This window comes from Sphingomonas sp. URHD0057 (assembly GCF_000620665.1).
GTDB lineage: Bacteria > Pseudomonadota > Alphaproteobacteria > Sphingomonadales > Sphingomonadaceae > Sphingomicrobium.
In genome coordinates this window covers 69,069-81,342 of the sequence record NZ_JIAU01000007.1, presented here as the reverse complement: position 1 = coordinate 81,342, position 12,274 = coordinate 69,069, and the positions used below count along the sequence as shown (strand labels likewise).

The window sequence follows — 12,274 nt, the reverse complement described above, 5'->3', positions numbered from 1 at the left end:
ACCAATGGCCGAAGAGACGCTTTCCGCCCGGCTGGTCGAAGTCGAATCGATGCTGGAGCGCTCGCGCCGCCGGCTCGAGGAAGGCTCGCGGCTGGTCGAGGACGCGCACAAGCTGCTCGCCGAGCTGCAGCAGGCGCTAATCGGCAGCCCGCGCGTCGTTTCACCCGAGGACAGCGAGGAAGCGGCATCGCGGCTGCTCCAGTCGCTCAAGGCCAGCGGCGGCGACATGCCCGAGACATTGTGCGGCGGCCGGCTTGCGGTTGACCAGGTCCAGCGGCTGATCCGCATCGACGGCCATCCGATCGGCATCACCGAGATGGAATATCGGGTGCTCGAGCTGCTCGCCTTCGCGCGCAACAACGTCGTCACCCGGGCGATGCTGCTGAAGCACCTCTATCGCCGGTCGGACGACCAGCCCCAGCCCAAGATCATCGACGTGTTCATTTCCAAGCTGCGCAAGAAGCTCAGGAATGCGAGCGGCGGGGCGGAGTTCATCGAGACGATCCCGCAGCGCGGTTGGATCCTGCGCGACATCGGCGCGACCAGCGGGGCCTGAACGCTCCGTCATTGGGATTCACCATTCGTTAGCCTTGCCCGCTTACTTCGGGGCAATGCTTCATTTACTCGCTGACCAGAGCCCCGAGCCTCGCCCGCAAGCGTATGCCGAAGCGGTGTCGCGGCTGGCGAGCGTTCGCCATGCGTTGAGGCTGGTGCACACGCTGGGCGACGGACCCTCGCCGGACCTTCCCGAAGAAGACCGCGCCATTGCCTCCGCCTGGGATAAAGCGGGCGATGCCCGGCAACGCAGCTTCGACCAGCGCTCGGCCAAATTGGTCGGCGCAACGGCGGCCGGGCTCGAAGCGATGCTCGCCATGCGCGAGACGGGCGGGCGCCCGCATCCCGAAGCGAGCAAGTTCCTGGTCGACCAGATCCGCCGCGAGCTGGCGGACGTCGCCCGCGTCGTTCTCGACTAGGCCGGTCCGACCGCCTTCGGGGTCGCCGGGTCGGCACCCCATTCGCTCCAGCTTCCGTCGTACAATCGGGTGTGGTCGTTGCCGATGAGGTGCGCCGCGAACAGCAGCGAATTGGCGGTGACGCCCGAGCCGCAGGTCGCGACGAACGGCCGCTCGGGATCGATCCCGGCCTCCGCGAACAGCCGCCGCAGCTCGTCGATCGGCTTGAAGCGGCCGTCCTCGCGGTAGAGCGAGGCAAAGGGCAGGTTGCGGGCGCCGGGGATATGGCCCGGCTCGATGCCGGGGCGAGGCTCGGGCTCGCTGCCTTCGAAGCGGCCCTTGCCGCGCGCATCGAGCAGCGGTGAGTCGAGCCCGGCGAGCAGCTGTTGCCTGGTCACCACCTGGTCCGTTGCCACCCCCTCGAATTGCGCCGGCCGCACATCCCACTCGCCGCTTTCGGTAGGACGGTTCTCGGCCAGCCATTTTTGAAAACCGCCGTCGAGGATGGCGACGCGCTCGGCGCCGAAATGGCGGAACATGAACCAGCCGCGGGACGCAGTGCGGGTCGGCGAATTGTCGTAAACGATAATGCGGTCCTCGCGGTTGATGCCGAGGGCGGACATCGCTGCTCCGAAGTCGGCCGCGTCCGGCATGGCGTGGGGCGCCGGGTTGGACTTGTCGGCGACCTCGTCGATGTCGAGGAAGACCGCGCCGGGGATGTGCGCGGCGAGATATTCGTCGCGGCCGCTGCGCGCGCTCGCCGGCATGTGCCAGCTGCAATCGACCAGCTTGAGGTCGCCGTCCCTAAGATGGGCGGCGAGCCATTCGGTCGAGACCAGTGAGTCCATCGCCGCGAGGATAGGCTTGGGGGCGCCTTGCTGCTAGGTGGCCGCGCGATGGAGACGACCCGCCTCGGACAGGCCAGCGCGCTGCCCGCTTCGCCCGGCGAGGCGGTGCTTGACTATGTGCCGAACCCGCGGTCGGGCGCGCTCTATCTGGTGCGCTTCACCGCGCCCGAGTTCACGTCGCTGTGCCCGGTGACGGGACAGCCGGACTTCGCGCATCTCGTGATCGACTATGCGCCGGGCGAGACGATCGTCGAGAGCAAGAGCCTCAAGCTGTTCCTCGGCAGCTACCGCAACCATTCGGGCTTCCACGAGGATGTGACGGTCGGCATCGGGCAGCGGCTCGCGGCCGAGATGAAGCCGCAATGGCTGCGCATCGGCGGCTATTGGTACCCGCGCGGAGGGATGCCGATCGACGTCTTCTGGCAGACCGGAACGCCGCCCGACGGCCTGTGGCTGCCCGACCAGGGCGTGCAGCCCTACCGCGGGCGCGGTTAGCGGAAGTCGGTCTCCGGCGCGTAGGCATCGTCGCCCGGAGCGGGCGCATCGGACGCCCTGTTCCTGGTCCACAAGTAGAGCGCGCCGATGGCTGCGGCGAACACCACCAGGCTGACCAGCATCACCGCCGGATAGGCTTGGACCAGGCCGAAGACGCCGGCGCTGTCGGCGGACCCCGCCCGCTCGGCCCCCGCCACGGCGAAAGCGTAGACGACGCCCATCAGGCTTTCGCCGACGATGAGCCCGGTTGCCATCAGCACGCCCATCCGTTCGGCGAAGGCGGGGCTGCGCGAGGTCATCGCCCAGCGGTTGTAGAACCAGCCGAGAACCGCGCCGAACGGGATCAGCAAATCCGCTTCGAGCGGCAAATAGATGCCCATGCCGATCGCCAAAGGCGGCAGGTGAAGCCGCTTGTTCGAAACGCGCTTCAGCGCCTCGTCGACAATCACCGCGACGACGCCGATCATGGCGCCCTGGCGGATCATCGGCCAATCGAGGTTCCCGCCAAGCACGCCTTGCGCAATCGTGGAAATGATGGCCGCCTGGGGCGCCGCCAGCGCCGTCGCCTTGGCGTTCGGCGCGCCCTGGAAGGTGAAGGCGGTATTCATGAGGTCGAGGATCGGCGGGATGACGAGCGCGCCGAACACGACGCCGAGGATAAGGGCGACCTGCTGCCGCCACGGGGTCGCGTCGACCAGCTGCCCGGTCTTCAAATCCTGGAGGTTGTTGTTGGAGATGGTGGCGACACCGAAGATGATCGCGGTCACGAACAGAGCGAAAGCGACTAGCGACTTGGTCTGGTCCCCGCTGACGCCTGGGAAGAGAGCGGCGAGGATCAGCGCAATGCCCAGCACCGACAGGATGCCGACGCCGGAAATCGGGCTGTTCGAAGCGCCGATCAGGCCGGCCATGTAGCCGCACACAGCGGCAATCACGACGCCGGCGATCAGCGTGTAAATGATGCTGAGGGTGATGGTCAGGCCGGGCTCGGCGGCGATCGGCGCCGTGTTACCGAACGCGTAGAGCAAAAGACCGATCGGGATCATCGACGCGAGGATGGTGGCGGTGACGATGCCGATCGGGATGTCGCGCTCGGTGATCGGCAGCTCGGCGGCGCGGCCCGCTTTGCGCTCGCGGCTGGCGGCGAGGGCCGAGCGGATGCCGGCGACGATCGGCCCGATGATCCTGAGCAAGGTCCAGATGGCAGCGACACCGATGGTCCCGGCACCGACCATCCGAGCCTTTTGGCGAAAGGCGGCGCTGACCAACGTCTCGAGATCCGGCGCGGCGATCTGGGCAACGAAGGCGGCGTCCTGCGTCCAATGCGGGACGATGACTACCCAGGTGATCAGCATGCCGACGACCATCGCCATCCCGACGGCGACCCCGACCAGGTGACCGACTCCGATCAAGGCCATCGACAGGCTGGCGGAAATCGCAGACCCGCCAGTCCCGACGCGGAACGTCCGTGCGGCGGTGTCGGTTAGCAGGCGGGTCTTGGCGAGGAAGAAATAGAGGGCCGAGACGATCGTGGAGCCGGCGATCAGGATGAGGCCGCGGCGGTTTTCCTCCGCTCCGCCGACGCCGGCGCCGACCTTGAGCACTTCGGCCGCCGCCACGCCTTCAGGGTAGGGAAGGTCGGTTCCCGTCACCAAAGCGCGCCGCAGAGGCACCGAATACATGACGCCGAGGATGCCGCCGATGCCGATCACGGCGACGGACAGCCAGTACGGGAAGCCGGTCCACCAGCCGACCATGATCAGGCCGGGCAGGACGAAGATGATCGCCGACAGCGTGCCCGCCGCTGACGCGATCGTCTGGACGATGTTGTTTTCCTGGATGGTGGCGTCGCGGAATGCCTTGAGCACGGCCATCGAAATGACCGCGGCCGGAATCGACGTTGCGAAGGTGATACCGATCTTGAGGCCAAGGTAGACGTTGGCAGCCGTGAACACGACGGTGATCAGCGCGCCGAGGATGATCCCTCGGACGGTCAGTTCCTTGACATGCTCGCCCACGCGAAGCGCCGTCTGGCTGGCCATCAAATCTTCCCCTTCATGAGCCCTTGGCGCACTCGCCCGCCGGTGCCGGCGTCGAGTGCCGGCGGACCACCTGCCAGCGACCCCCGTCAAATACCCAGACGTCGGTCAGAAGCACGCAATCTTCGATGATACGGCCGAGGTACTTGACCCGCCACTTGGCCAGCACGGTCCCGACCATGACCCGTTCGAGCGCCGTCGCATCGCGAATTTCGATCTCGATCGCGTCCACATCGCGGCGCTGAATCGCCTCGAGCCAGTCGTCGCGCCCCATCATGAAGGCGCCGGTCGAGCGCGATCCGATCAGCACGAAGTCGGGATGAACGAGCGACCGCAGCCGATCCATGTCCTGACTGCACAGCGCGTCCCGCCACTCGTTCTCGAGGGCCTCGATCAACTCCCGATTGTTTTCGGCCACGCCGTTCCTCATCGCTGCTGTCGTTTAGAGCCGAACCCGAAGAAGCACGCTAGGTCAATTGTTGCGACTCCGTCCTTCGCCGTCGTCGAACGCCGTTGGCCCATAACCGCTCCCTCTCTCCGCCATAATAACAATCTCTTGTCAGGGTTGATCCTGAGAGCAACGTCGGCCACTCATGTCGTTGCGCAGAAGTGTCGATATGGGGGAGCTGAACATGCCCGACGAAAAACCCGCCGCGGACGTCGACGTCACCAAGGAATGGCGCGCGACGCACGGCCAGGAGTCCGCCGCCAAACGCCTTCGCATTTTCGCCGCGCTGTCCTGGATCGTCGCGATCGGCACCGAGATCGCGGGGATCGTCCTGCTCCGTCAGCACAAGTTCGACCACGGCAACCTTCCGCTGCTGATCGGCCTGCTGGTCGTGATCGCCATCTTCGCGATCGCCGGCAGCCTGATGTGGAAGGCGGCCAACAAGCACGATCCGGCCAGCAAGTCCGAGCCGGTCAAGTTCTTCGTCCAGAATCAGCTCGGCGCGATCATCACGGTGCTCGCCTTCCTCCCGCTCATTGTCCTGATCTTCATGGACAAGGACATGGACCCGAAGAACAAGAAGATTGCCGGCGGCATCGGCGTCGTCCTGGCCGCGGCCGCGACACTGATCGGTATCGATTTCAAACCGCCGTCGGTCGAGCAGTACACGCAGGACATGAACAAGTGCGCGGCCGAAATTAAGGGAAATCAGCCAACCAAAGATTGTTCACCCGAGGTCGCCGAACAAGCGAAGGCCATCGCGCAGGACTCGGCCACCGTGGCCGAAGCCACCAAGAGCGACGCGAACCCTAACGGCCAGGATGTCGTCTATTGGATCGCTCCGGAGAACGGCGCCAAGAAGTCGGCGACGCCGCATGTCTTCCACATCTGCCAAGCGGTGAGCCCGATGCGCGGCAAGACCGTGAATAAGGGCTCTGTCACACAGGCATATGCGGAGAACGCGACCCGCATCACCAAGCAGATCCCGATGGAACAGAAGCAGTGCGGGTTCGCCGGCACGAACGCCGATAAAGCCGCCGCGACTCAAGCGGGATAATTTAGCGCTTAGCGAGCGGCGATATCGACCCCGACGAACTGCTCGGGCGTATTGGCGCGCTTGACCAGCAGCAAGACGCTCGACCGTCCGGCCTTCCGCGCGGCATCGACCGCGGCGACGACCTGTGCCGGCGTCGTCACCAGCTGATTGTTGATCGAGATGATCAGGTCGCCCCGCCGGAAGCCGTCCTCCGCCGCACCGCTGTTGGGGTCGACCGCGGTGACGATGACACCGTGAGCATCAGCCGGAAGGTTGGCGGCGCGCGCGAGATCGGGAGTGAGCGGCGCGAGCGAGAGGCCCAACGCCTTCTGCGGCGTAACCGTGGGCGAATTGTCGTTGCTGTTCGGAGTCGGGTTGAGCCCGCCCTGGCGAGCGACTTCCTCCTCCGTCGGGCGCTGGCCGACCGCGACGGTGACCGTCTGGCGACGGCCGCCGCGGATGATGTCGAGCGGAACCCGCGATCCGACGGGCGTGTTGGCGACCAGGTAGGAGACGGTCTGATCGGGGGTGACCGCCTGACCGTTGACGCGGACGATCACGTCGCCCTGCTGCAGCCCGCCGCGGGCGCCGGGGCCGCCGGCCACGACCGAGCGGACGATCTCTCCGCTGTCCTTGGGAACGCCCGTGGCATTCGCCTTGCTATCGTCATCGATCGGCTGGAGGCCGACGCCGAGATAGCCGCGCGACGGCCGCTGCCCGCGCATCAGCGAATCGATCACCGGCTTCGCCAGCTCGGTCGGAATCGCGAGGCCGATGCCGACCGACGCGCCGGTCGGCGAGATGAGCGCCGAGTTGATGCCGATGACATTGCCGTTGAGATCGAACATCGGACCGCCGCTGTTGCCCATGTTGATGGCGGCGTCGGTCTGGATGTAGCGATCGTAAGCGCCGGTGTTGGTGATGGCGCGGTGGAGCGCCGAGATGATGCCCGCGGTGACGGTGCTGCCGACGCCATAGGGGTCGCCGATTGCAATTACCCAATCGCCGACGCGCGCACGGGTGCTGTCGCCCCACTGGACGAACGGCAGTCCGCGGCCCTCGATCTTGAGCAGCGCGAGGTCGGAGGTTTCATCGCGGCCGACGATCCGCGCGGTATATTCCTTGCGGTCGATGGTGGTGACGGTGACGGTGTCGACGGTGCCGGTCCCGGTCAGTCCCTGGATCAAATGGTTGTTGGTGACGATGTAGCCGTCGGGTGAAATCAGGAACCCCGAGCCGAGCGAGCCGGCCTCCCGCGTCCGCGGCTGGCCTTGGCCCTGGCCCTGACCCTGGCTGTTGCCGCCGCTCGGCGGAACGTTTGGATCGAAGCGGCGGAAGAATTCCTCGAACGGATCGGTCTGAGCGCGGACCGGGATGCGCTGCTTGGTGGAAATATTGACCACCGCCGGCTGAAGCTTGGCGACGAGGTCGGCGAACGACATCGGCGCGCCAGGCCGTGGAGCGAGCGCGGCCGTGCCGGGTGCGTTCTGCGGGATCTGAGCGCCCGCCTGCCCCGTGGCGAGAGAAAATGCCGTTCCTCCCAAGAGCAGGGCCATGGCGACCCCATAGGCGTAGCGCACTTTTCCGGACTCCTTCGGTCTCATCGATACTCCATCAATTGGCTCGGGACGCAAGGGCGCTAATGTCGCCGTCGCCTGAACGCTATTTGAACGCGGGAAGTTCAGCGCGAACGTCCAGTGAATTCCCGTAAATAGTCATTCTGCGGCGACAAGACGATGCTGGTGTTGGCAACCGGCTTGTTGGAATCACCAACGAAGGTGCTGCGGTAACTCTGCATCGCGCGATAGAAGTCGTAGAAATCGGCGTCCTTGCCGAAGCTCGCGGCGTAGGTTTGCGCAGCATCGGCGTCGGCCTGCGCCTGAATGATCGCTGCCTGTTTTCCGCCCTGCGCGCGGATCGACCGCGCCTCCTGCTGGCGGGCGGTGCGCATGCGGTCGTAGGCGGACTGCAGCGGGGTGCCGTCGGGGAGATCGGTGCGCTTGATCCTGACGTCGATGATCTCGACGCCATATTGACCGGCGATATGGTTCAGCGACGTCCGCACGTCCTGCATGATGCCCTGGCGCTCCGGCGTCAGGAGCGCGGCGAACGACACTTTCCCGAGCTCGTTGCGCACTTCGGAACCGAGGATCGGGCGAAGCTGCTCCTTGAGCTGCGCTTCGGACCGGGCGCGGATGTACATCAACAGCGGGTCGACGATGCGGTAGCGGGCGAAGGCATCGACCTCGAGCCGGCGCTGGTCGGTCGAGAGCACCTGCTGACGCTGCATGTCGACGTCGAGCACGCGCTTGTCGATCCACACGACCTGCTCGGCAAACGGCATCCGCCAGGAGATGCCCGCGCCAGGCGCGCCGATCGGCCGACCGGCTTCATAGCGATTGAGGATCCGCACCGGCTTGCCGAACCGCACGACGACCGCCTGCTTGGTTTCCGGCACGATCGGGAAACTGCTGAGCACGATGAATAGGAAGATCAGGAGAGCCAATCCCGAAACGACCGGGTGGCGGCGAATAAATTCGGTCATTGCTGCCGCTCCTGCGGCTGCGACTTCTGAACTTGGGGAAGAGGCAGGTAAGGGGTCACCCCGGGCGCCTCGACGATCGTCTTGTCGACCTTCGACAGAACCTGCTCCATCGTCTCGTAATACATGCGCCGACGAGTGACTTCGGGAGCGAGCTTGTACTGCTCATAGACCTTGTCGAACGCGGTCGCTTCGCCCTGCGCCTTCTGCCTCAGCTGCAGCGAATAAGCGTTGGCATTGTTGATGTACGTCTGCGCGTCCTGTTGCGCGGCAGTCACTTCCTTGAACGCATCGTTGACCTCGGCCGGCGGATCCGCTTGCTTGATGGCAATGCCCTGGATCTGGATGCCGGACCGATAGCCATCGAGGATCCGTTGCATGTTTTCGGTGACCTGAGTCTCGATGTCGGCGCGGCGATCGCCCATCGCGTCATTGAGGCTGACCTGGCTGATGACGGCGCGCATCGCGCTATTGGCGACCTCGCCGATCGTCTCGTCCGGCTGCGCCAGCTGGAACAGATAGAGCTCCGGCGTGCGGATGTTCCACCGCACCGAATACGCGATGTCGAGCAGGTTCTGGTCACCGGTCAGCATGAGATCGTCGGAGTCGCCCGCGCCGAGCTCCACCGAGCGGATATTTTCAACGTCGATCTTCGTCACGCGGTCGATCGGCGAGGGGAGAGTGAGGCTGACGCCCGGTCCGAGCGTATAGCTGTATCGCCCGAAGCGGGTGACGACGCCGCGCTGACCGGGGGAGACCGAGTGGAAGGTGGTCCCGATCAGCCACAGGCAGGCGACCGCAATGATCGCCCACATGATCAAGGACCGATTGGGACGGCCGGGAAGCCCGCCGTCGCCGCCGAACCGCATGCGACTGCGCCGCAGCCAGTCGTCGAGCGAGGATACGTTGCCGGCCGGGTTGATCGCGCCCTTGCGCCCGCGCCGCGGCTCACCCCATGGACCGGCGTTGCCGTCGTCGCCGGGCGGCTCGTCGCCGCCGCCGTCGCCGGAGCCCCAGGGACCTTTGCTGTTTGCGAACAGACCGCGGACGCGATCCCCCCACCCGATCAAGATGCTCATCGCCGCCCTGTATAGGTACGCGCCGGAACTAAAAACAGTGGCAAGCGGCGCGGCGCTTCCTATGTCGCGTTCATGGCCCATCCCGCGGACCCGCTGACCGGCTTGCCCCACGACGAGCGAATCCGCTCGCGCAAGCTGGCGAACGGCATCGCGACCATCATCGCCGACGCCAGCGGCCTGTCGAAGGCCGAAGGGCAGACGCTGGAGCGGGAGCTGCGCGAGGCCGCGCTGGCCCTCCCCGGCGTCACCGAAGCACGAATTGCTATGACCGCGGCGCAGGTAGCGCGGACGATGATCGCGATCGGCAGCGGCAAGGGCGGCGTCGGCAAGTCGACGGTCACCGCGAACCTCGCGATCGCGCTCGCCCGGGCGGGAAAAAAAGTCGGCATCATCGATGCCGACGTCTACGGCCCGTCGCAGCCGACCTTGCTCGGCGCGCACCAGAAGCCCGAGGCTGAAAACGAGAAGCTGCTGCCGGTCGAAGCGCACGGAATTAGATTTCTGTCACTGGGGCAATTGGTGGCGCCGGGGCACGCGCTCGCGTGGCGCGGCCCGATGGCGACCGGCGCGCTGGCCAATCTGGTCGAGGCCGAATGGGGCGATGTCGAGCTGCTTCTGGTCGACTTGCCGCCGGGGACCGGCGACGTGCAGCTGTCGCTGATCCAACGCTCGCGACCCGTCGGAGCGGTGATTGTCTCGACCCCGCAGGACCTGTCGCTGATCGATGCCCGGCGCGCGGTCGACCTGTTCAACAAGACGAGCGTGCCGGTGCTCGGGATCATCGAGAATATGGCCACCTACGCTTGCCCCCATTGCGGGGAGACGTCTCACCCGTTTGGGATTGGCGGCGCGGAGGAAGCGGCAAAGGCGCTCGGCGTTCCCTTCCTCGGCCGCTTGCCGCTTTCGCTTACCATCCGCGAGCAGTCCGACGCCGGGACGCCGCCGGCGGCGTCCGACGGCCTCGAAGCCGAAGCCTTTGCGGCGCTCGCGGCGAAACTGTTGGAAGCCGTCGCGCATTGAGCCGAGTGAAAGGAACGCAAGTGCCGCTGACCCGCGACGAGGATATCGCCAAACTCCTGAAGAATGCGCGTACGATCGCCATGGTCGGCACCTCGGACCGCCCCGACCGCGCGTCCTACGGCGTGATGAAATTCCTTCAGGATTCGGGCTATCGCGTCATTCCGGTGAACCCCCAGATCACCGGCGAGCACGTTCATGGCGAGTTCGTCTGGCGCGAGCTGGCGCAGATCGGCGTTCCGATCGACATCGTCGATATTTTCCGCCGCCCCGAAGCGGCGGGCGAAGCGGTCGACCAGGCCATCTTCGTCGGCGCGAAGGCGGTGTGGATGCAGCTCGGGGTCATTAACGAAGAGGCCGCGGCGCGCGCCGAAGCAGCCGGGCTCAAAGTCGTGATGGACCGTTGCCCGAAGATCGAGATTCCCCGGCTCGGCATTCCGCGGATCGCCGCCGAGGCCTAAGCCGCCGCCACCGTCATTTCCGGAATGAGCAAGGTCGGCGCATCCATGCCGCGCCGGAACTGGAGGTCGGAGCCAGGCTCGAGCGTCGCGAACATGTCGATGAGGTTCGAAGCGATCGTGATCTCCGCGACCGGCTCGGCGATTTCACCGCCGCGCACCATGAAGCCGACCGCGCCGCGGCTGTAATCGCCGGTCACCGAATTCACGCCCTGGCCGATCAGCTCGACGACCAGCAGCGCCTCGGGAAAGGCGCCGAGCAATTCCGCGCGGCTGCGCGGCCCTGGCTCAAAGTAGAAATTGCTGGGTGCGGAACCGGGCGAGCCGCCCGCGCCGCGCGCGGCGTGGCCGGTCGGACGGATGCCGAGCTGCCGCGCCGACTCGCTTTCCGCCATCCAGCTGGCGAGGATTCCATCCCGAACGATGTTCGAGCGCGCGACGCGCACGCCTTCGCCGTCGAAAGGCCGGGAGCGCAGGCCGCGGGGACGAAGCGGGTCGTCGACGATCACCACGCCTGAAGCGAAGATCTGGGCGCCGAGCTTGTCGAGCAGGAAGCTGGTCTTGCGGGCGATCGCCGCCCCGCTGATCGCGCCGGCGAAATGGCCGAGCAGGCTGGAGGCGACGCGCGGGTCGAACAGGACCCGATATTTGCCGGGCCTGGGCCGCGCGGGATTGAGCCGCGACACGGCGCGTGTCCCGGCCCTTCGGCCGATGTCGGCAGCGGGATCGAGGTCCTCGAGATGATGCGCGCTGTGCCAGGCATAGTCGCGCTGCATGGTCGCGCCTTCGCCCGCGACGACCGTCACCGAACAGCCGTGCCCAGTGCGGCGATAGGCGCCGGAAAAGCCCCCCGACGTTGCAAGAGCGATGGTGCTTCCGGACGCGCTGGCACTGCCGCCGCTCGAGTTGGTCACGCCCGGGACGGCAAGCGCGGCGGCCTCCGCCTCGAACGCCCGTGCCCGGAGGGCCTGGGGATCCGGCTCGCCGTGGTCGTCGACGAGGTCGAGCGAGGCGGGCTCGCCGCGCTGAAGCAGCTCCGACGGCGCGAGCCCGGCAAAAGCGTCCTCGGGTGCTTCGCGCGCCATCGCCAGGCAGCGCTCGACCAGGGTCGCCAGCACATCTTCGGAAAGGTCCGACGAAGCGACGGTGGCGGAGCGCCGGCCGTCGAACAGCCGGAGGCCAATCTGCTCGCCTTCGGAGCGGTCGACGCTGTCGAGCTGGCCGAGGCGGACTTCGACGCTCGACGAGCGATCGCCGGCATAGAGTGCGTCGGCGGCGGTCGCTCCAGCGGCGATACCGCGTTCGACCAGGGACTCGGCGATGTTCCTGGCGGCTTCTGGGGATTGCATGCGACGGGCG

13 protein-coding genes are annotated in these 12,274 nt (G+C 66.4%); 6 read left to right on the top strand and 7 right to left on the bottom strand.

Features of this window, described 5'->3' with window-relative positions:
• Positions 1-4: 4 nt before the first annotated feature.
• On the top strand, positions 5-556 hold the full coding sequence (locus N539_RS15770) for a winged helix-turn-helix domain-containing protein (protein WP_051531549.1): 552 nt from the start codon (positions 5-7) through the stop codon (positions 554-556).
• A gap of 55 nt (positions 557-611) precedes the next feature.
• Positions 612-974: a hypothetical protein gene (locus N539_RS0106120; RefSeq protein ID WP_028969549.1), complete on the top strand. Its 363-nt coding sequence runs from the start codon at positions 612-614 to the stop codon at positions 972-974.
• On the opposite strand, the gene N539_RS0106115 is transcribed toward N539_RS0106120, so the two are convergent.
• Entirely contained in the window at positions 971-1,801 is an 831-nt protein-coding gene (locus N539_RS0106115) for a sulfurtransferase (protein WP_028969548.1), read from the bottom strand. The genes N539_RS0106120 and N539_RS0106115 overlap by 4 nt on opposite strands.
• Positions 1,802-1,849: 48 nt before the next feature.
• Here N539_RS0106115 and queF point away from each other — a divergent pair, with 48 nt between their 5' ends.
• Positions 1,850-2,296, top strand: coding sequence for a preQ(1) synthase (gene queF, locus N539_RS0106110; RefSeq protein WP_028969547.1), 447 nt, complete (start codon positions 1,850-1,852; stop codon positions 2,294-2,296).
• Here the strand turns inward: queF and N539_RS0106105 are convergent.
• Positions 2,293-4,338: an OPT family oligopeptide transporter gene (locus tag N539_RS0106105; RefSeq protein WP_028969546.1), complete on the bottom strand. Its 2,046-nt coding sequence runs from the start codon at positions 4,336-4,338 to the stop codon at positions 2,293-2,295. The genes queF and N539_RS0106105 overlap by 4 nt on opposite strands.
• A gap of 13 nt (positions 4,339-4,351) precedes the next feature.
• The gene (locus tag N539_RS0106100; protein ID WP_197018355.1) at positions 4,352-4,753 is read right to left on the bottom strand and encodes a nuclear transport factor 2 family protein; all 402 of its coding nucleotides are present in this window, start codon (positions 4,751-4,753) and stop codon (positions 4,352-4,354) included.
• A gap of 214 nt (positions 4,754-4,967) precedes the next feature.
• Between N539_RS0106100 and N539_RS0106095 the strand changes: the two genes are divergently transcribed.
• Positions 4,968-5,840: a hypothetical protein gene (locus N539_RS0106095; protein WP_028969544.1), complete on the top strand. Its 873-nt coding sequence runs from the start codon at positions 4,968-4,970 to the stop codon at positions 5,838-5,840.
• A gap of 8 nt (positions 5,841-5,848) precedes the next feature.
• Here N539_RS0106095 and N539_RS0106090 read toward each other — a convergent pair whose 3' ends face one another.
• The 3 genes from N539_RS0106090 to hflK all read right to left on the bottom strand — a co-directional run bounded on the left by N539_RS0106090 (position 5,849) and on the right by hflK (position 9,440).
• Positions 5,849-7,399, bottom strand: a complete 1,551-nt coding sequence (locus tag N539_RS0106090) for a Do family serine endopeptidase (protein WP_028969543.1) — start codon at positions 7,397-7,399, stop codon at positions 5,849-5,851.
• A 101-nt stretch (positions 7,400-7,500) separates the two neighbouring features.
• Entirely contained in the window at positions 7,501-8,364 is an 864-nt protein-coding gene (hflC, locus tag N539_RS0106085; RefSeq protein WP_028969542.1) for a protease modulator HflC, read from the bottom strand.
• A complete protein-coding gene (hflK, locus tag N539_RS0106080) occupies positions 8,361-9,440 on the bottom strand; it encodes an FtsH protease activity modulator HflK (RefSeq protein WP_028969541.1) in 1,080 nt (359 codons plus the stop codon). The genes hflC and hflK overlap by 4 nt, the downstream gene beginning before the upstream one ends.
• Before the next feature lie 72 nt (positions 9,441-9,512).
• On the opposite strand from hflK, the gene N539_RS0106075 reads away from it, so the two are divergent.
• Together N539_RS0106075 and N539_RS0106070 are read left to right on the top strand one after the other, a co-directional pair.
• Positions 9,513-10,460 (top strand): Mrp/NBP35 family ATP-binding protein, encoded by a 948-nt coding sequence (locus tag N539_RS0106075; RefSeq protein WP_037552405.1) that lies wholly within the window; start codon positions 9,513-9,515, stop codon positions 10,458-10,460.
• A gap of 20 nt (positions 10,461-10,480) precedes the next feature.
• Positions 10,481-10,918 carry a CoA-binding protein gene (locus N539_RS0106070; protein WP_028969539.1) on the top strand — a complete coding sequence of 146 codons (438 nt, stop codon included), beginning with the start codon at positions 10,481-10,483 and terminating at the stop codon, positions 10,916-10,918.
• Here the strand turns inward: N539_RS0106070 and N539_RS0106065 are convergent.
• Positions 10,915-12,264: a TldD/PmbA family protein gene (locus N539_RS0106065; RefSeq protein WP_028969538.1), complete on the bottom strand. Its 1,350-nt coding sequence runs from the start codon at positions 12,262-12,264 to the stop codon at positions 10,915-10,917. The two genes, N539_RS0106070 and N539_RS0106065, sit on opposite strands and share 4 nt — an antisense overlap.
• Positions 12,265-12,274: the final 10 nt, after the last annotated feature.

Coding starts and splice junctions, on each gene's coding strand:
- N539_RS15770 (WP_051531549.1), top strand. CDS start 5: ATGGCCGAAGAGACGCTTTCCGCCCGGCTGGTCGAAGTCGAATCGATG.
- N539_RS0106120 (WP_028969549.1), top strand. CDS start 612: ATGCTTCATTTACTCGCTGACCAGAGCCCCGAGCCTCGCCCGCAAGCG.
- N539_RS0106115 (WP_028969548.1), bottom strand. CDS start 1,801: ATGGACTCACTGGTCTCGACCGAATGGCTCGCCGCCCATCTTAGGGAC.
- queF (WP_028969547.1), top strand. CDS start 1,850: ATGGAGACGACCCGCCTCGGACAGGCCAGCGCGCTGCCCGCTTCGCCC.
- N539_RS0106105 (WP_028969546.1), bottom strand. CDS start 4,338: ATGGCCAGCCAGACGGCGCTTCGCGTGGGCGAGCATGTCAAGGAACTG.
- N539_RS0106095 (WP_028969544.1), top strand. CDS start 4,968: ATGCCCGACGAAAAACCCGCCGCGGACGTCGACGTCACCAAGGAATGG.
- hflC (WP_028969542.1), bottom strand. CDS start 8,364: ATGACCGAATTTATTCGCCGCCACCCGGTCGTTTCGGGATTGGCTCTC.
- hflK (WP_028969541.1), bottom strand. CDS start 9,440: ATGAGCATCTTGATCGGGTGGGGGGATCGCGTCCGCGGTCTGTTCGCA.
- N539_RS0106075 (WP_037552405.1), top strand. CDS start 9,513: ATGGCCCATCCCGCGGACCCGCTGACCGGCTTGCCCCACGACGAGCGA.
- N539_RS0106065 (WP_028969538.1), bottom strand. CDS start 12,264: ATGCAATCCCCAGAAGCCGCCAGGAACATCGCCGAGTCCCTGGTCGAA.